The organism is Olleya sp. KJ81-1, assembly GCF_055808135.1.
Genome location: NZ_CM147854.1, coordinates 2156717 through 2175838, shown reverse-complemented (window position 1 = coordinate 2175838; position 19122 = coordinate 2156717). Strand labels below are relative to the sequence as shown.

Sequence of the window (19122 nt, the reverse complement as noted above, 5' to 3'; positions counted from 1 at the left end):
AAATTTTAGTTTTTTTTAGCTGTCAAAAATCTTTCAAACAACTTAGTATTACTAAAACTTGCGGTTTTAACCACAGTAACGTTGTGGTTTTAACCACAATAGGTAAATATAAGATTATATATATTTGTTATATAACTTAGTATAAAGTTAATCATTCCCTTCAAACTTCTGTTTGATTAATAGCATTTACATTTACACACTATAAAGCAACATTTAAGGATGTTGCTTTATCTTTTTTATACCATTAGGTGTTTATATTCCCAAAACGTAGCTATAAAATATCCAAAGTATACAATTGCTACTATAAACTTTAATAAGGTTCCTGTTATAAATCCTAAAAACGATCCAAACGCAGCTTTTAGTGCCTGATTATTATTAGCATTATTATATTTTTCGCCTAAAAAAGCACCAACAAATGGACCAATAATTATGCCTCCTGGAATAGGCGAGAATAAGCCAATAAATAATCCAATAGTTGTTCCAATGACTCCAGATCGACTACCACCAAATCGTTTGGTACCAATTGCAGGAATAAAATAATCTAAAGTAAATATAGCTATAGCCACAATACCTGTAATTATTAAAAACGTCGTGTCATTGGGTACAGCTGTAGTCATATATAAAAATAATAAGCCAATCCAACTTAATGGAGGACCAGGAATAATAGGTAATAAGCTGCCAGCCAATCCAAATAATATAAACATTAAACCTAACAGGCTAAATAAGATATCCATTTCTTTATTTTATTAATAAGACTGTTTAAAAGAAAGATTGTTACAATTTTATAACTAAAAAATTAGTTTAAACTATATTTTTAGTTATATTTGAATCATTCAACTAAAAAGTTAGTTTAAAAAAAATGAAAGCACTTACCAAAGCAGAAGAGGATATTATGCAAGTTTTATGGCAGCTAGAAAATGCTAATGTTAAACAAATAATTGAGTTTTTACCAGAACCTAAACCAGCATATAACACAGTGTCCACCATTGTTAGGATTTTAGAATCTAAGGGGTTTGTAGATTATAAAAAACAAGGAAAAGGACATATTTACTTTCCTGTTTTAAAAAAACAAGATTACAGCAATCAATCGATTACAAAATTGGTGGATAATTATTTTCAAGGTTCGTTTAAAAGTATGGTCTCTTTTTTTGTTAAAAAAAATGACATTAGTTTAAACGAGTTAGAGACCGTATTAAAGGAGATTAATAAAAAAGAATAGTCATGATAAGTTATTTGTTTCAGAGTATTTTATTTCAGCTATTATTTTTAATAGTCTATGATTTGTTTTTAAAAAGAGATACTTTTTTTAGTCACAATAGGTTGTATTTGTTAATTACATCTTTATTGTCATTAGTTATTCCCTTAGTTAAAGTTAGTGGGTTTAATAACCTAATAGATACATCGTCTATAATAGTATTACCAGAATTAGTTTTAGGAAATTTAAATAATCAATCACTAACATATACGTTAAGTAATACTGTATTTACAGTAACTAATGGATATTTATTGGTCACATTATTTATTTTTATTTTATTTATTATCAAGCTAATTAAGATTATAAAACTTATCCATCAAAATCCAAAAAGCCAATACCATAATTTAACTATTGTCCATTTAAAAGATACAAACACAGCCTTCTCTTTTTTTAATTATATCTTTTTAGGAGATACATTAACAACCACTCAGAGGCAATCTGTTTTTGAACACGAAAAGATACATGCCAAACAAAAACACACCTTTGATTTGTTGTGGTTTGAGGTCTTAAAGATTGTGTTATGGTTTAATCCTTTAGTGTATTTATATCAAATCAGAATTAGTAATATTCACGAATTTTTAGCGGATCAAAATGCAGTAAAATTCAATAAATCGGAGTATTATCAACAATTATTGCAGCAAGTTTTTAATGTTAAAACGTATGCTTTTATCAATCCATTTTTCAATCAATCATTAATCAAAAAACGAATCATTATGTTACAAAAATCAAAAACAAAACAGACACATTTAGTTAAGTATTTATTATTAATTCCTATGGTTTTAGGCATGTTAGTCTATTCATCTTGTTCCAACCAAAGTGAAGTAACCAAAGACCCAATAGTAAATATACAAACCGAAACATTAGATGTAAACAACAGTAAGCAAATAGGTGTAGACGTGCCATTTTCTGCTATTGATCAATCGCCTTTATTTGAAGCCTGTAAAACGCTTGTTGACAAAGACCAACAAAAAAAATGTTTTTCAGATCAAGTATCTAATCATGTCCTAAATAATTTTAATACTAAATTAGCTGATAATTTAGATTTAAAAAAAGGAATTACTAAGGTGTTTGTAAGTTTTAAAATAAGTAAAACAGGAGGGATTATTGATGTCATGTCAAGAGCAGAACATCCGGATCTTGAGGTAGAAGCTAATCGTGTAATAAATAATTTACCTAAATTGACACCTGGTATGCATGAAGGTAAAGCAGTAGATGTTGTTTACGGTTTACCAATCGCGTTTAAAATTAAATAAATGAAAACCTTTAGTGTCATAGTCAGTATTTTGTTATTTGTTAGTGTTAACGCTCAAACATCCATTCTAGAAACTGCAGATAGTTTATATAATCATGGAAATTACACTAAAGCAATCCAATTTTATTATCAGTTAGATAATACTGCAGATTATACGGATAAAATAGCCAAATCCTATCAATATATAGGCAACTATGATCAAGCAATAGGCTACTATAATAAGGCAGTATTAAATAGTCCAAATAATCTTTTATTTAAGTTTGAATTAAGTAAATTATTGTTTCAAAATGGTCAATTAGTCCAAGCTAAAACCCATTTGATAGACCTAATAAAAGCAGATCAATCTAACCCTAATTACTACTATTATTTAGGGTTGGTTGGTAATGCTTCTGACGATTTTGAAACTGCTCAGAATAATTTTTTAAAAGCCTTTCAATTGGATCAAACACATCAAAAAGCAATTTTTGAATTGGCTAAATACAGTCTCCAAAAAAGAGCATTTAAAAATGTTGAAGATTATGTAAACAAAGGGTTAGAATCTTATCCAAATAACAAACAATTAATAGGACTTATTGCGCAAAAACACTATTTAAATAATGAATACCATGAATCCATAAGTCAATTTTTAAAACTCTTAGATTTGGGCGAAACAACTAAGTTTGTCTACGAAAAATTAGGGTATTGTTATGGTAAAGTTTACTATTACAGTAAGGCTATAAAATATTTAGACCTAGCTTTAAAGTCAGACCCAAAGGATGCTAATAATCATTATTTATTAGGTATTAATTATGAACAAATCCGTGAATACGATTTAGCCGAAAAGCATGTTTTAATAGCAATTAAACTGCAGGATCAACCCTTGGATGAGCAGTATGCTAAATTAGGCGTTTTGTATAATTTACAAGATAAACCAGACCAAGCGATTCAGGCTTTTACTAATGCAATAAAAGAAAATCCAAAGCCAGAGTCCAATTACTTTTTTAGGACGTTTACAAAATTGGATTATTTTAAAGACCTTGACGCTAAACAAAAAGAGGTTAAAAAGTATATTGATCAATTTCCGGACAGTAAATATTCAGAAATATTAAAGGTTAAATTAGCGACGTATAAAAGCGAAAAATTTCAAAATAAAACCGAATAAATTCATGTTGTTAGATCATCGGTTTAATTGGATTTTTATCTAGGATTTATACCTTAAATCAAATTTATTAGTATAATTAATAACTTTGTATGAAAAATACTATATATTGAAATGTATTAAATTTCTATTATTATGAAAAGATGTCTACCCTTGATTTTTGCTTTATTAAGTTTTGCAAGTATAGTAAATGCACAAACCGCTAATGATTGTAAACAAACCTGCACAATTGATAAAATAGTTTACGAAACTGCTTTTTTAGGTGTTCAGTTTGGTAGTCCATGTGATAAAGAAAGTAAAACAGATCAAGGTGTTATTATCTTAAAAGTAATAGATAATACTGCTGCTGCAGAAAACAACTTGCAACCCTACGACTTAGTTTTGGCAATAGACGATTTAGAAGTAAATAGAAGAGGTGATGCTATGAATGCTGTAAAAGCTTATCAGCCTTTTGATACTGTAAAGTTAACGATTCAACGTGACGGAAAAATAAGTGTAAAAACAATCACATTAGGTGCTAAATCATCTAAAGTAGTTCAAGAAGAAGTGTGCTGCGATGCAATAACAACTACATTATCTAAACAAAACATTAGTCTTTATCCAAATCCTGCAGTAAGTCAGTTAAATGTGGCTTTTAAAGCGGTCCTTCAAGGCGAGTATAATTTTGCTATTTACATGACCAATGGTGTACTTGTTAAACAATACAAAAAACGCTTTACTAAAGGTGATTTAACCGAAGTCTTAAATGTAGATAAACTAGAGGATGGTGTCTATGTATTAAAAATTTCAAAAGACAATACAACCTATTCTAATCTGTTTGTAGTTAAAAGAAATTAATAACATACCAGTTTCTGTCATTTAAAAAAGTTGTACTTTTCGGCTATATTAGTTAATTATGAAGCAAATAGCTGTTTTCTTACTGTGTTTTATGTTGGCCTCTTGTCAATATTTTGATGTAGAGAAGACCTCTTCTGAAGCTATTTTAAAAAAAGAACTCAAAACTTTTAATTGGAAAGAAGTAGACAGTTATCCAAGTTTTAAAACTTGCGATACTTTACAGTCAAAATTAGATGCTAAACAGTGTTTTGAGACAACCTTAGCTAATCATATCTCAAGTAAATTGCAAGAACAAACTATTATTGTGTCTCAGGATATTAATGACACAATTTTATTATCCTTATTAATTTCAGAAAAAGGAGAATTAGTTATAAATGCTATAGAAATAGATAGTGTTACTACACTAGAAATTCCAGAAATTAAAACTATAATTACCAATAGCTTGGATACGCTACCTACAATTTATCCAGCTATAAAACGTGGACAACAGGTAAAGTCTCAGTTTAAATTACCTATAGTTTTACGGGTTAATTAATGGTGGTTATTAAAATTTAATAGCAAACTTTTTCATTAGTCTTAAAATTTCAACATACAACCAAATTAAAGTAACTAAAAGTCCCCAAGTTGCCATCCACTCTTTGTACTTGGACGCTTTGTTTTTTTGTCTTTCTATGTAATCAAAATCTAGTAAAAGGGATAAAGCAGCAAAAATGGCTGCAAAAATATTAAAACCAATAGCTAGCCAAGAGGTTCCCCAAATAAAAGATTTAATTCCAAAAAAGCTTAAAATCCAAGAGATAAAATATACTACAAATATAGTCGTGCACACGGTAATAATAACACTTTTAGTGGTGTTGGTTACTACAATTAAACGGGTTTGATATAAAAACAAAACCACAAAAAAGGTTACGATGGTTACACCTATGGCTTGATACGGTAAATCCGGAAACCTAGCCTGAGCATAAGCAGTAATGCCACCAAGAAAAAAACCTTTTGCGACAGCATATAATGGTACTAAAACATGAGCCCACTGTTGTCTAACAGAAAGCACAATACTAATAACAATAGTAGCAAGCATACCTCCAGAAGCAAACCATTTAATACTGGTTCCGTTGGCATAAAGCTTCCAAATGGCAACAACAATAGTTGTTATAACTAGTAAACAAAATAAGGTTTTGGTCATAATACCTGTAACTGTCATTTTTTGACCAGAAGCAGGATTTTGATTTTTCCAAAAGTAATTTGTAAATGCTGGATTAGAAGTTTTTTCTAAATAACGCATGTTATAAATTTAACTTATAGCCTAAAGCAAGATCCAAAGGAAAGTTACCTTCGTTATCTATAAAAGCTGCAAATAACGAATCCACAACAAGCGTGATATACCCATTTCCTAATTTGTAATCGGCTCCTAAACCAAAAATTAAAGGCACATCAAACCCAGAATTTTTTACTTCATCAATAATTATTGTTTCCGTATTGTTTGGGTCTTGATAGGTAATAGTAGTTTTAGATGTAGTAAAAGTAGCAAACCTAGTTTGTCCGTAAATATTAAAGCTTGGTTTATTTAAAAATCTAAAGCGGTAACCTAAAGCAATTTGGGTTGCGCTATATTTAAAATCGTCGGTATCTCCTGCACTACGTATATTTAAAAATCCAGAATGTTTTGGTGTTGGATTGTCCTGAAATACTTCCAATTCTGCTCCAAAAAAGGGTACAGATTTATTGTCTGGATTAACCACAAAAGGATGATTGGTTAAACCACTAAAAATACCAACTCTAGTTTTTAATTTTGGCTTATCGCTATTATATGTATAATTAGCATCGCTTGATGCATTGGCTTTGTTAATAAAATCTTTTAGACTGTAAAGTGTTAGTTTTACTTTGGATGCATCTTGACCTGTTGTAGCCTTTAAAGTAGTTTGATAAGCATTATCATATTTATTGTCAGCACCTTTAGTGTTTGTCAATTCTGTTAAGGCTTCATTTTGACCTTTAATAAAGTAACGATAACGTCCTTCAAAGGTGTTCCATAACAAGTCGTAGTCACCTTCTACCTCTGTCTTAAGTTCAATTTTTTCGTTATTAAACGTATACGTGTTTTGTGCAATAGTAAGCGTTGTAAAGCTTAAGGCTAAAAATAAAACTAGGGTTTTCATAATGCTGTAGTTTGGTTTAATGCTAAAGTAAATGTTTTTGGCTGAAAAAGCTATTTCTTAAATGTTCGGTTTTTCCATTTATAGGTTGTAAACATAGATATAAAGGCAATATAAACACTAAAAAATGGGTAAATAAAACAGCTCCACAAATAATGCTTAAGCAATTCTTCTTTATTAAATAATTGGCAGGCTTTATAAATTAGTATAAAGTCTATAGCTACTTTTATAAAAAATAGATAAGCAAAAGGTTTTAATGCAAATAGTCCTAAAGCCACTAATAGTAATCCAATTACAAGACTAGCATTCATTAGTAATACTAGTAGTCCAACAATTTTGGCAAAATTATTCTTGTAATTACTAGTTTTGCTAGCCCAACGTACACGCTGTGATATTAAGTTTTTAAGATTACTTTGTGGTTTTGTGGTAACTATAGCTTGATTGTTTTTTAAATATAGAATGCTTTGATTATCAGTTTTTAAAGCTTTTTCCATTAAAAAAATATCATCACCACTGGCAATATTTGTATTGCCTTCAAAACCATTTAGTTGTTTAAAAAACTGTTTTTGATAAGCTAAATTTGCGCCATTACATAAAAATGGTTTATTAATGCCAAAACCACCAATGGTAGCACCAATTAGACTTAAAAAATCTAAAGTTTCAAAATAATTTAATAGTCCTTTGTTTTGATTATAGCATACTGGTCCAGCAATCATTTTTACAGTATGACTTTGTATAAAGTTATCAAAACTATCCAACCAATAAATGGGCACAATACAATCTGCATCTGTGGTAATAATCCATTGGTGTTTAGCTTGTTTAATGGCAGATGTTATAGCGTCTTTTTTTGGTGAATTTGTTTCGCGTTGATTGTCTATTATTTTAATGTTATACTGAGGGGTTTGGCTATGAGATAGTTGATTTTTAATGGTTTTAACCGAATCATCTTCTGAGTCGTCATTTACTAAAACAACCTCAAATAAATGTTTAGGATAATTTAAGTTTAAAAGAGAGTCTAATAATTCCTGTAAATTTTCGACTTCATTTCTAAACGGAATAATTACCGTAAACGTGGTCTTTGGAGTGATATCTTGTAGTCTAAATTGTTTTACTTTATCAAAACCTCGTACAAAAAAGCCTATTAAAAACAGATACAGAATAGTAATGATTACAAAGGTGATTAGCATTTAATGTTAGTTTTTATTGGATTAAAGCGTAAAACAAAATAACTTCCAATTAGGCTTGGTAATGCAAAATTAAGACACCACATAATTAACGCACAGCTTAAAACAGGAAGTTCTGCAATGTTAGCAAATCCAAATAAATAAATGGCAACGCTTCCTTTTATAACCACATCAAAAATTGAAATAGTCGGAATAATAGACGCTAGTAAATACAGTGTTGTAATTATTACCATAGCATTAGGATAACTTATTTCAATTCCTAAAAGGATTAAAATATAATAAAACTGAAAAGAGAATATTATATATCGTACTAACGATAGTACAAAGCCAATTGTAATGTAAGGTAAACCTAGTGTTTTGATATAATTTGTTATTTTTTGAATAGAAAACCCCTTTGTTTTATACTTACTTTGTTTTAATACAAATAGTGTTATTACAACAATAGTGATAGCTATAAGTAACCCTTTTGATATTTTAATAAAATCAACAGTTATGTCGTACGTATTATAGTATAAAATAAAACCAATAACGCCTAAAATAACTGTAATACCCATTTGCATCATATTACTAATTAAATTGATTAGTAATATGCGTTTTCGGTCTGCTTTTGGGTAATAAATGGCTTTGGCACCATATTCTCCAATACGGTTAGGTGTTAATAGAGATGCTGTTAAGGCACCTAAACTTTGCTCTGAAGCTTCAAAAACCGACAGAACCTTAAGCTTGGATACTAAAAAACGCCATTTTATAATTTCTATAAACCAGTTTAAACCACTTAAAAAACTTAAAATCACTATGTTTTTTAGACTAAACAGTTTGTTTTGGTTTAAAAAGTGAATAAAATGACTAAAATTTAATGTGTCATTATATAGTAGTTTTTGGTAGATAAAATAAAATGCACCAACAACTATACTTAATTTAATAAGTACAAAAAAGAATTGTTTAGTTTTGTAAGGCAAGTTGCTGTGCATAAAAGTTGCGCCAATGTTGACGTTTGCAAATTAAACTAAATATTACACAATGTTATCTACTATCAAACACTATTGCTTACTATTAATTGCTGTTTTTGCTTTAAGTACAGCAGACGCACAAATAGAAACTAGTAAATGGAAAGCCTTATTTGCTGTAGGTTTTAACAGTCCATCACAAGACGGATTGGTGACTCCTTTTGAAGCTAACAGTATTAATTTTCCAACCATAAATTTAGGTGTCCAACGTATGTTTACGCCACAATTAGGAGCAAAATTAGACTTTGGTTATAACCGTTTTGCAAATGCAGATAATACACCAGAGTTTAAAACAAATTATACACGTGTAAATTTACAGTTTGTGTACGATGCTACACGCGATTTTAATTTTTTACCATTTGGAACTGGAATGTTATTTCATGTTGGTCCTGGTTACTCTATGATAAAACCATTAGGAGATTATGGTGATAATAAAACCTCGTTTTTAAATGCAATTGGTGGCATGGAGTTTCACTACGGAATAAGTCAAACAGTTTCAGCGTTTGTGGATGCCTCTTATATATTAGGTTTTGCAGACAATTTTGACCCAATCACAGAAGGTTATGGGTCTTTTAATGGCAATATGTTAACTGTAACTGTTGGAGTAGCTGTATCATTAAGCGGATGTTATACATGTAACTAAATGAGTAAAGAACAAATTATACTAGGTATTGATCCAGGAACAACCATTATGGGTTTTGGTTTAATAAAGGTGGTTAACAAAAAAATGAGTCTTATTCAATTAAATGAGTTGGATCTTAAAAAATACGATGATCATTATTTAAAGTTGAAATTAATTTTTGAGCGTACCATAGAGCTAATTGAAACTCATCATCCAGATGAGATTGCTATCGAAGCGCCTTTTTTTGGTAAAAACGTACAAAGTATGCTTAAGTTAGGTCGTGCACAAGGTGTGGCTATGGCTGCAGGATTAAGTCGCGAAGTACCAATAACAGAGTATGCACCAAAAAAAATTAAAATGGCAATTACAGGTAATGGTAATGCTAGTAAAGAGCAGGTTGCTAAAATGTTACAAAGCATGTTGGGTATTAAAACCTTACCAAAAAATCTAGATTCGATGGATGGACTTGGAGCAGCTGTGTGCCATTTTTACAATCAAGGACGTGTGGAGATTGGTAAAAGCTATACAGGTTGGAGTGCTTTTGTAAAGCAGAATGAAAAGCGTGTTAAAAAGTAGTAACACTTATATTTTACAACTAATAGCTTAATAAAATGTCAGGAATATACATACACATACCGTTTTGCAAGCAAGCCTGTCATTATTGTGACTTTCATTTTTCGACGTCCATGAAAAAGAAAGATCAGCTTATTTTCGCTTTAGCGAAAGAAATGGAATTACGTAAAGACGAGTTTAAAAATATAACGGTAGAAACCATCTATTTTGGAGGAGGTACACCAAGTGTTTTGTCTGCAGTCGAATTGCAATACTTGATAGATAGTGTCTATTTAAACTATAAAGTCACAGATAATCCAGAAGTTACCTTAGAGGCCAATCCTGACGATTTAAACGAAGAGGTTATAATCAAGCTCTCTAAAAGTCCTATTAATCGTCTGAGTATTGGTATTCAATCTTTTTATGAAAAGGATTTAAAACTAATGAATCGTGCACACAACGCACAAGAAGCTAAGCGCTGTTTGCAATTAGCAACCCAATATTTTGATAATATAAGTTTAGACTTAATTTATGGGATACCAAATAGTACAAATGCAGAATGGTTGGATAATATACAAACTGCATTAAGCTTTGGTGTGCCACATATTTCTAGTTATGCCTTAACCGTTGAGCCTAAAACAGCACTAGCTAGTTTTATTGCAAAAGGGATTATAGATAATGTGGATGACGATTTGGCACACGAGCAGTTTCATATTTTAATAGAGCAATTAGAGCAAGCAGGTTTTGATCATTACGAGTTATCCAATTTTGGTAAAAAAGGCTTTTATAGTAAAAACAATAGTGCCTATTGGTTAGGTAAACCATATTTGGGGATTGGACCTTCTGCTCATAGTTTTAATGGAGATCAGCGTGCTTGGAATGTAAAAAACAACGCGATTTATATCTCCAAAATTAATCTTAATCAATTACCATTGGAGGTAGAAACCTTAACTGTAACCGATAAGTATAATGAGTACGTCATGACTGGATTACGTACTATTTGGGGAGTTTCGTTAGATAAAATTGAAAAACAGTTTGGAGAATCTTTTTTGGAATACTTGTTGCAGCAGGCTAATCAGTATATAAACAAACAAATGTTGTATATTGAGGATAACAACTTAAAAACAACAAAAACCGGTAAGTTTCTAAGCGACGGAATTGCTTCGGACTTATTTAAAATTATCTAATTTTGATTTCTACAATAACCATAAACAATAAAAAATATACCGTAAACTTAGCGCAACCTTTAGACATATCTATGCCACTTCGCGCTTCAATATCCAATGCTAATGCTTGGTATGTTGAGGCTCCTAAAATAGAACCTGTTGTGGTTAACGACTGGACTGCAAGCGTTAAAGAAGGTGCATCTATAAATTTTAATAATATTCAATTTAATCCACATGCACATGGTACACATACTGAGTGTGTTGGTCATATTACAGAGCAGTTTTATAGTGTAAATAAATGCTTAAAACAGTTTTTTTATTTAGCTGAAGTTATTTCTGTAGCACCAGAATTAATAGGAGAGGACCAGGTAATATCAAAAGCGCAACTACAATATTTATTAAAACAACGTAAACCTAAGGCTTTAGTTATAAGGACAATGCCTAATACCAAAGAGAAAAAATCTAGAAAATACTCCAATACAAACTGGCCTTATTTAACAGAGGAAGCTGCTTTATTTATAAAAAAAATAGGAGTAAAACACTTATTGATTGATTTACCAAGTATTGATAAAGAGAAGGATGATGGCAAACTATTAGCACATAAAGCCTTTTGGGATTTTAATGGTAAGATTAGAAAAGACGCCACAATTACAGAGTTTATATACGTGTCAAACAAAATTGAAGATGGGAAGTATATTTTAAATCTTCAAATCGCTCCAATCGAGAATGATGCAACACCAAGTAAACCTATATTATATAAAATCGAAAATTAAATGGAAACATTTTTTACTTTAATTATAGGAGGAATCCTAGGGTTAGGTGTCTATACGCTTTATAATCATTTACAAAACAAAAAAAGGTAACAGCACAGTCTGTTATACTATTGGATAAAATAAAAAAGGTCTGTAAATTTATAACTGTAGAAGGGGACTTTGCCGAAATCTATCACTACGAAGACGTTAAAGAACGGTTTTTAAAATTAGTGTCAAGCAAGAAAAAAGCCTTAGTAGTAATTAATGCTAAAGCCTATGTTGGCTACGATTTTAATAAAATTGAATTAACATCAAACCATAAAAAAAAGACCGTAACTATTAGTCATTTTCCGCAACCAGAAATTTTATCTATCGAGACTAATATTAATTATTACGATAAAAAAGATGGCTACTTTAATAGATTTGAAGCCACAGATTTGACCAATTTAAGCGAGGAAGCTAAGCAACATATTAGAGATAAAGTTCCAGAAAGCGGATTGTATAATGTGGCAAAAAAAGAAGCTTTAGAATCTTTACTTCTTGTTGAAAATATTGTAGAAACTATTGGTTGGACTTTGGACTATTCTGCTTTAAAAATTAGTGCTAAACAAGATAAGTTATTAAAATAAAGTGCATTTGGTCGATTAAATCAGTATTTAGTCAGATTTGATGTTTTAAGGGTGTATATTTGTGGTAACCTATTTATGTTTTAATACCTTGATTTCTAGAACCAAAGCTATTAGTTATGAACAGATTTTTACAATACATTAATGACACTTTATTAAGCCTAGACATTCCGCCAATCGCAACCAAGGAAGAAGCCCATTATTTAAAAAAACTAAGGAGGCAATCTAGCAAGTCTACTACAAAACATCAAAAATAAAATTAATTTGACTTTATATGGATATAGAGCAATTACGTACCTATTGCTTAAGTAAGCCAAAGGTTACCAATTCTTTTCCGTTTGATGAAAGCACCTTAGTGTTTAAAGTATTAGGTAAAATGTTTGCGTTAGTACCACTAGAAAAATGGGAGCGTGGACTAGCATCTATAAACTTAAAGTGCGACCCAGAATATGCAATAAACCTTCGTGAAGCTCATGAAAGCATAGTGCCTGGTTGGCACTCCAATAAAAAACATTGGAATACTGTCTACATCCATAAAGCCGACTTAAAACCAGAATTTATAAAGCAATTAATAGACCACTCCTATGATATGGTAATCAAAGGAATGACTAAAAAAATGCGGTTAGAATTAGAGTCTTAAAAACATTTATCGACACTTATCTGCAACTTATCTATATATAATTCTCTTTTAAAGAAATAAAAAATTTAACACTATATACCATGTTACCTTTGACACCATTAAACATATATTCTCACAGTATGAGTGTTCTCAATTTTTTTAAAGCCAAAATAAAAGTCATAACTAATGTTAAAGACAATACATTAGATAATATGTATGACAATCAGTATAGTAAAAGTTTGTATTTAAATTTAAAGCAATTAGAATTTATTTCAAATTTTGAAATGCATCTAGATAATAAAGACGTAGATAGTTATTCTCTTAGTTTTCTTCAAGAGCTATCTAAAATTAAGAAGTCTGCTAAGTTAAATACAATACAATCTATTCGTTTTTATAAAAGACAAAAATAGATTTTCCATTCGTCGACACTTAAACGCTATCCGTCGACAGTTATCAATGTCTAACCGAAATATAAATTTTAAACCTTGATTAAGGGGTAAATTTCGATGGATTAATACAAATACCCTCAAGATGATTAAAAAACTGAAAATTCTTCTAATTGAAGATGACATGATTGAAATAATGAAATTGAACAGAACAATTTCTACTCTAAAATTAGACCATACAATTATAGAAGCCAATAATGGTGAAGTTGCATTGCAAATATTAGAGAAAAAAGACAACTTACCTGACATAATTTTATTAGATTTAAACATGCCTAAAATTAATGGTATAGAGTTTTTAAAAATTTTAAAGAAGGATGATGTTTTAAAATATATTCCTACAATAATTTTGACAACGTCTAATAACCAAAAAGACTTGTTAGAATGTTACAAAACTGGTGTAGCAGGATATGTGATTAAGCCTTTAAAATATGAGGATTACGTAATCAAAATTGAAAGATTATTAGCCTATTGGAGTATAAATGAATTAATAGTAGTATAAGTAATGAAGGGTATAGTTTTTACAGAATTTTTAGAGTTAGTAGAAGACAAGTTTGGTCTAGAAATGGTTGATAATATAATAACCAGCTCTACGCTAGAATCCGATGGAGTTTACACAGCTGTTGGGACGTATAGTTTTTCAGAAATGCTTCAGCTTTTAACGCATTTAAGCGAAAATACTGGTATTTCAATAGATAACTTATTACTGGTTTATGCAGAGCACTTTTTTAGTGTAATAGAAAATAGTTATCCAGGATTATTAGCAACTTATAAAGATCCAATCGAGATGATTTCATCTATTGAAAATCATATTCATGTAGAAGTTAGAAAAATTTATCCTGACGCAGAATTACCTACGTTTGAAGTAGTGGAAAAAACTGAAAACTCTTTAGTAATGATATATACTTCCAGCAGAGCAATGCATCACTTTGGTTTAGGGTTAATGAATAAAACATTCGCGCATTTTAATGCAACAGCAACTATAGATTTACAAAAAATTAAAGAAGACGGTACAGAAGTTAGATTTGTTATTAATAAAAATTAATGAGTCAAGATCAGTCAGAAATATTAAAGCGTGCTTTAACTAGAGAAAAGGCAGCAAGAAAAGCTGCTGAAAAAATTCTTGAAGAAAAATCAAGAGAACTCTACTTTACATCTCAAAGGTTAGAACAACTTCTAGACGAAAAATCCTCACAACTTCAAGGTGTTTTCGAGAATATAGCTGATGCTTATGTCGTCATGGATCTACAAGGTGATGTCATAAAATTTAACGAAGCTGCAACAAAATTATTTGGCTACGATGTCTCTAGGGATAAAGTAAATGTTACCAATCTTATATATAAGGCGGACTACCAATACGCTATGACTTCTTTTTATGAGTTATACACTAAAGGTTTTTTTAAAGGTTATGAAGCCAGAGTATACACCAAATCTAAAGAGGTAAAATGGGTGCACATTAATGCAAGTGTTATTTTTGATAAAGATAAAAAACCAGTTGCAGCACAAGGTATTGTTAGAGATATTACCAATCAAAAAATTTCTGAAGAAAAATTAATAGAATCTGAAAACAGATTAGCATCGCTAGTTGTTAATTTGGATAGTGGTATTGTTTTGGAAGATGAAAACAGAAACATAGTATTGACTAATAATAAATTTTGTGAGCTTTTTGGAATAAATGCTGCACCTAAAGATTTAATAGGTATAGATTGTAAAGCAGCTTCAGAGCAAAATAAAATATTGTTTAAAGATCCAGAAGGGTTTTTAAAAAGAATGAGAGCAATTGATGAGGCTAAACAAGTGGTGCTTGGTGATGAGCTAGAAATGGTTGATGGTAAAATTTTAGAACGTAATTATACACCAATTATAAGTGGCGAAAAGTCCAAAGGGTATTTGTGGACATTTAAAGACGTAACCTTAAATCGTACCTACAGAAAAAGCCTAGAAGCACAAAAGCAAAAATATTACAACATAATTGCTAACATGAATTTAGGTCTGATTGAGGTTGATAATCAAGACCAAATATTAATGGTAAATCAAAGTTTTGAGCAATTATCAGGTTATACAGAAAAGGAATTAAAAGGAAAAAATGCAGCACAAATTTTTCCAATTGAAGATGGTTCTGACATTATAAAACAAGAAAATAAAAAGCGCCAAAAAGGATTGTCTAATTCCTATGAGCTTAAGGTTAAAAATAAATCTGGAGATATAAGATATTGGTTAATTAGTGGTGCACCAAATTATAATCTAGAAGGAGAGATTGTAGGGTCAATTGGGATCCATTTAGACATCACCGAAATTAAAAATTTAGAGCTTCAAAAAGAAAAACTTTTAGCCAAATTAGAAAAAAGTAATGACGAGTTGCAAGAATATGCACACATTGTTTCACACGATTTAAAATCGCCTTTACGCAGCATAAACGCACTAGTTAGTTGGTTAAAAGAAGATAATCAAGGAAAGTTAGATGATGTAAGTCTTCAAAATTTTGCATTGATAGAATCTACTCTAGAAAAAATGGAGCAACTAATTACAGATGTTTTAAATTACTCTAGTGTTGGTGCAGATAATACAGCAAAATCTGAAGTCGATTTAAATACGATGGTTAGTGAGCTAATTAGTATGTTATACATTCCTGACCATATACACATTAAAAGCCTTAAAACATTACCAAATGTTAATGGTGATAAAACCAAATTACAGCAGTTATTTCAAAATCTAATTAGTAATGCAGTAAAGTTTATTGATAAAACTGAAGGACATATTATCATAGATGTGGAGGATTTAAAAAGTCACTACAAGTTTTCAATTCAAGATAACGGTATGGGAATTGATAAAAAGTTTCATGATAAAATATTTAAAATATTCCATGCACTAAATAAAAGTAAAGACTCTACAGGAATTGGATTATCTATTGTAAAAAAGATAGTTAATTTACATGACGGAGAAATCTGGTTAGACAGTCAACCAACAGTAGGAACCACTTTTTATTTCACTTTAAAAAAATAGTAATGAAAATAGCACAATTAGTAAAACATAAAAATAAAAATTGGGAATATGTAGTTGAAAAACAGAAACTAATTGAGCCTTTAGTATTGGTTTTTGGAAATAGATTTATGTTGGAAGAAAAAACAGTATACCAAGACCTTAGACAGATTTTTCCTGATGGACATATCGTTTTTGCATCTTCTTGTGCAGAAATTTCATCTAATACAGTTAATCAAAACAGCATTACAGTTACAGCTATACAATTTGAAAAAAGTAAGTTTTTAATAAAAACTAGTAACGTTCTAAACAAAGATTTAGATAGTTTTAAAACAGGAAACGAATTGATAAAACAATTTCCTGAAGAAGGATTAAAATATGCTTTTGTAGTCTCAGAAGGTAGTTTTATTAACGGAAGCCAATTAACAAAAGGGATGAGTGCTGCTACAAATGACAACCTATTAATAACAGGTGGACTATGTGGTGATGATGCACGTTTTGAAAAAACATTAGCATCTTATAATGAAAATCCAAAAGAAGGAGAGTTAGTTGCTATAGGGTTTTATGGTGACACACTTGAGATTTCGTTTTCAATTCATGGTGGATGGACACCTTTTGGTCCAGAGCGTATTGTTACTAAATCTAGTGGTAATGTGTTGTATGAGTTGGATGGTCAACCAGCTTTAGATTTATACAAAACGTATTTAGGTGACAAAGCTAGAGACCTTCCAGGAGCAGCTTTATTATACCCTTTAAATGTAACGTCGGAAGACGAAGATCAATCCATAGTACGTTCAATTTTAAATATAAACGAAGCAGAAAATGCTGTAATTTTAGCAGGAGATATCAAAGAAAACTCCAAAGTACAGTTAATGATGACTAATGTGGATCACATAGCTAATGCATCAGAGCGTGCAGCAACCCAAGCTTTATCGCACAGAAAAGATAAACCAGAATTAGCCATACTAGTAAGTTGTATTGGTAGAAAAATTGTTTTAGACCAACGTGTAGAAGAAGAAATTGAAGAAGTTATTGAGGTCATAGGTACTGACACAGTCATTAGTGGATTTTATTCCTACGGAGAAATAGCACCATTTCATGGAGAAGTTGCGTGTCAATTACATAATCAAACCATGACTATAACGCTAATTAGCGAATAATGAATTCATTATTAAAAAGACAAATACGTAAATATTTAAGTGAAGATTTAAAAAACAACGACGCACTTTCAGAGTTTTTTAATGCTATAAGTAGCTCTTACAATAATTTTGACGAGCAATCACATATGATTCAAAGAGCAATGTCTATTAGTTCTGACGAGTTGTATGCAGCAAATCGTAAATTACAAAACGAAGCTGAAGAACAAAAAGTCGTTATTCAAAAACTAAAAAGTGTTATAAATACGCTTAAGTTTTATAATCTAGAAGAAGACCAAAAAACTGAAAATATAGAACTTACAGGTTCAAAATTAGTTGACTTTATCGATAATCAAACCAAGGAGATTATCGAAATGAATAAACAAAAACAAGCATTATTAAATGAGTTGGCGCACCAAAATCAGGAGCTTAGTGATTATGCACACATGGTGTCTCATGATTTAAAATCGCCTCTTCGTAGTATAGACGCTTTAACGTCTTGGTTAACGGAAGACTATGCTGAGGTTTTTGATAGTAACGGAAAAAACACATTAGATCTAATAAGAGATAACGTGGAAAAAATGGATACGCTTATTAGTGGTATTTTAGAATACTCTACGATTGGTAAAAATCAAATAGAAACCTACGATGTGGATGCTAATCTGCTAATAGAAAACATTCTAAAAATTATTCATGTACCAAGCAATATAAGCGTTACTAAAGCCAATTTGCCAGTAATAAAAGGTGATAAATATAGGTTACAACAATTGTTTCAAAACCTTATTAGTAATGCTATTAAATACAATGATAAAGACCAAGGCGTTATTGAAATTGGAGCAGAAGATAAAGCCAACTACTGGCAATTTTACATAAAAGATAACGGTAAGGGTATTGACAAATCCTACTTTGATAAAATATTTAAAACCTTTATAAAATTAGAAAACAATCCAGACTCAACAGGAATTGGATTGTCTATAGTTAAAAAAATTGTCGAATTATATGGTGGTAAAATCTGGCTAGAATCTCAAGTCAATGTTGGTACAACATTTTATTTCACTTTAAAAAAATCCCCAAATGGAACAACCTAACCAATCCTACATTAACAGTCTATCAGGAGGTGATGAAGCCTTCAAACAAAAGCTAATTGATATTATTAAAAAAGAGTATCCAGAAGAGAAACAAGTCTATTTTGATAATTTTGAAGCTAATAATTTTAAATTAGCAGCAGATAATGTGCATAAACTTAAGCATAAAATTAGTATTTTAGGCCTGGAAAAGGGTTATGAAGTCGCAGTAGCATACGAAAACAATTTGTTAGACGGTACTACAGATCTTAAAGATCAGTTTGAAGCGATATTGCAAAGCATAACAAACTATCTAGAAGAAATTTAAATATAAAAA

At 30.4% G+C, this 19122-nt stretch carries 24 protein-coding genes; 19 read left to right on the top strand and 5 right to left on the bottom strand.

Annotation, left to right across the window (positions count from 1 at the left end):
* Nucleotides 1-236 precede the first annotated feature (236 nt).
* On the bottom strand, nt 237-734 hold the full coding sequence (locus tag AC0L3M_RS10335) for a DUF456 domain-containing protein (protein ID WP_292947999.1): 498 nt from the start codon (nt 732-734) through the stop codon (nt 237-239).
* 125 nt (nt 735-859) lie between these two features.
* Here AC0L3M_RS10335 and AC0L3M_RS10330 point away from each other — a divergent pair, with 125 nt between their 5' ends.
* The 5 genes from AC0L3M_RS10330 to AC0L3M_RS10310 all read left to right on the top strand — a co-directional run bounded on the left by AC0L3M_RS10330 (nt 860) and on the right by AC0L3M_RS10310 (nt 5017).
* A complete protein-coding gene (locus AC0L3M_RS10330; protein ID WP_292947998.1) occupies nt 860-1219 on the top strand; it encodes a BlaI/MecI/CopY family transcriptional regulator in 360 nt (119 codons plus the stop codon).
* Nucleotides 1220-1344: 125 nt separating this feature from the next.
* A complete protein-coding gene (locus tag AC0L3M_RS10325; protein WP_473430688.1) occupies nt 1345-2508 on the top strand; it encodes a M56 family metallopeptidase in 1164 nt (387 codons plus the stop codon).
* A complete protein-coding gene (locus AC0L3M_RS10320; RefSeq protein ID WP_473430687.1) occupies nt 2509-3648 on the top strand; it encodes a tetratricopeptide repeat protein in 1140 nt (379 codons plus the stop codon).
* Nucleotides 3649-3780: 132 nt separating this feature from the next.
* Entirely contained in the window at nt 3781-4482 is a 702-nt protein-coding gene (locus tag AC0L3M_RS10315) for a PDZ domain-containing protein (RefSeq protein WP_292947994.1), read from the top strand.
* Nucleotides 4483-4540: 58 nt separating this feature from the next.
* Entirely contained in the window at nt 4541-5017 is a 477-nt protein-coding gene (locus tag AC0L3M_RS10310) for a hypothetical protein (protein ID WP_473430686.1), read from the top strand.
* A gap of 9 nt (nt 5018-5026) precedes the next feature.
* Here the strand turns inward: AC0L3M_RS10310 and AC0L3M_RS10305 are convergent, their stop codons facing one another.
* The 4 genes from AC0L3M_RS10305 to AC0L3M_RS10290 are packed head-to-tail and all read right to left on the bottom strand — an operon-like array spanning nt 5027 to nt 8790.
* A complete protein-coding gene (locus AC0L3M_RS10305; RefSeq protein WP_473430685.1) occupies nt 5027-5764 on the bottom strand; it encodes a Bax inhibitor-1/YccA family protein in 738 nt (245 codons plus the stop codon).
* Nucleotide 5765: 1 nt separating this feature from the next.
* A complete protein-coding gene (locus AC0L3M_RS10300) occupies nt 5766-6638 on the bottom strand; it encodes a hypothetical protein (RefSeq protein WP_473430684.1) in 873 nt (290 codons plus the stop codon).
* Nucleotides 6639-6688: 50 nt separating this feature from the next.
* Nucleotides 6689-7822, bottom strand: coding sequence for a glycosyltransferase family 2 protein (locus AC0L3M_RS10295; RefSeq protein ID WP_473430683.1), 1134 nt, complete (start codon nt 7820-7822; stop codon nt 6689-6691).
* On the bottom strand, nt 7816-8790 hold the full coding sequence (locus AC0L3M_RS10290) for a hypothetical protein (RefSeq protein WP_473430682.1): 975 nt from the start codon (nt 8788-8790) through the stop codon (nt 7816-7818). The genes AC0L3M_RS10295 and AC0L3M_RS10290 overlap by 7 nt, the downstream gene beginning before the upstream one ends.
* Before the next feature lie 49 nt (nt 8791-8839).
* On the opposite strand from AC0L3M_RS10290, the gene AC0L3M_RS10285 reads away from it, so the two are divergent.
* From AC0L3M_RS10285 to AC0L3M_RS10220, 14 genes are all read left to right on the top strand, one after another.
* A complete protein-coding gene (locus AC0L3M_RS10285) occupies nt 8840-9469 on the top strand; it encodes a cell envelope biogenesis protein OmpA (protein WP_473430681.1) in 630 nt (209 codons plus the stop codon).
* Entirely contained in the window at nt 9470-10024 is a 555-nt protein-coding gene (gene ruvC, locus AC0L3M_RS10280; RefSeq protein ID WP_292947980.1) for a crossover junction endodeoxyribonuclease RuvC, read from the top strand.
* A gap of 35 nt (nt 10025-10059) precedes the next feature.
* On the top strand, nt 10060-11187 hold the full coding sequence (gene hemW, locus AC0L3M_RS10275; RefSeq protein ID WP_473430680.1) for a radical SAM family heme chaperone HemW: 1128 nt from the start codon (nt 10060-10062) through the stop codon (nt 11185-11187).
* 2 nt (nt 11188-11189) lie between these two features.
* Nucleotides 11190-11939 (top strand): cyclase family protein, encoded by a 750-nt coding sequence (locus AC0L3M_RS10270; protein WP_473430679.1) that lies wholly within the window; start codon nt 11190-11192, stop codon nt 11937-11939.
* A 110-nt stretch (nt 11940-12049) separates the two neighbouring features.
* Nucleotides 12050-12547, top strand: a complete 498-nt coding sequence (locus AC0L3M_RS10265; protein WP_473430678.1) for a DUF4230 domain-containing protein — start codon at nt 12050-12052, stop codon at nt 12545-12547.
* A gap of 116 nt (nt 12548-12663) precedes the next feature.
* Entirely contained in the window at nt 12664-12801 is a 138-nt protein-coding gene (locus AC0L3M_RS10260; RefSeq protein WP_473430677.1) for a hypothetical protein, read from the top strand.
* A 17-nt stretch (nt 12802-12818) separates the two neighbouring features.
* Nucleotides 12819-13184, top strand: coding sequence for an MmcQ/YjbR family DNA-binding protein (locus AC0L3M_RS10255; RefSeq protein ID WP_339808688.1), 366 nt, complete (start codon nt 12819-12821; stop codon nt 13182-13184).
* Nucleotides 13185-13303: 119 nt separating this feature from the next.
* Nucleotides 13304-13573 (top strand): hypothetical protein, encoded by a 270-nt coding sequence (locus AC0L3M_RS10250; protein WP_473430676.1) that lies wholly within the window; start codon nt 13304-13306, stop codon nt 13571-13573.
* Nucleotides 13574-13694: 121 nt separating this feature from the next.
* Nucleotides 13695-14108 (top strand): response regulator, encoded by a 414-nt coding sequence (locus AC0L3M_RS10245; protein ID WP_145003948.1) that lies wholly within the window; start codon nt 13695-13697, stop codon nt 14106-14108.
* A 3-nt stretch (nt 14109-14111) separates the two neighbouring features.
* Complete coding sequence (locus tag AC0L3M_RS10240; protein WP_145003944.1) at nt 14112-14651, top strand: heme NO-binding domain-containing protein; 540 nt, start codon at nt 14112-14114, stop codon at nt 14649-14651.
* Nucleotides 14651-16609: a PAS domain-containing sensor histidine kinase gene (locus AC0L3M_RS10235; RefSeq protein WP_473430675.1), complete on the top strand. Its 1959-nt coding sequence runs from the start codon at nt 14651-14653 to the stop codon at nt 16607-16609. The genes AC0L3M_RS10240 and AC0L3M_RS10235 overlap by 1 nt, the downstream gene beginning before the upstream one ends.
* Before the next feature lie 2 nt (nt 16610-16611).
* The gene (locus AC0L3M_RS10230) at nt 16612-17745 is read left to right on the top strand and encodes an FIST signal transduction protein (protein WP_473430674.1); all 1134 of its coding nucleotides are present in this window, start codon (nt 16612-16614) and stop codon (nt 17743-17745) included.
* A complete protein-coding gene (locus AC0L3M_RS10225) occupies nt 17745-18809 on the top strand; it encodes a sensor histidine kinase (protein ID WP_473430673.1) in 1065 nt (354 codons plus the stop codon). Before AC0L3M_RS10230 ends, AC0L3M_RS10225 begins: the two co-directional genes overlap by 1 nt.
* Nucleotides 18796-19113 carry an Hpt domain-containing protein gene (locus AC0L3M_RS10220; protein WP_145003931.1) on the top strand — a complete coding sequence of 106 codons (318 nt, stop codon included), beginning with the start codon at nt 18796-18798 and terminating at the stop codon, nt 19111-19113. The genes AC0L3M_RS10225 and AC0L3M_RS10220 overlap by 14 nt, the downstream gene beginning before the upstream one ends.
* The last annotated feature ends 9 nt before the right edge of the window (nt 19114-19122 follow it).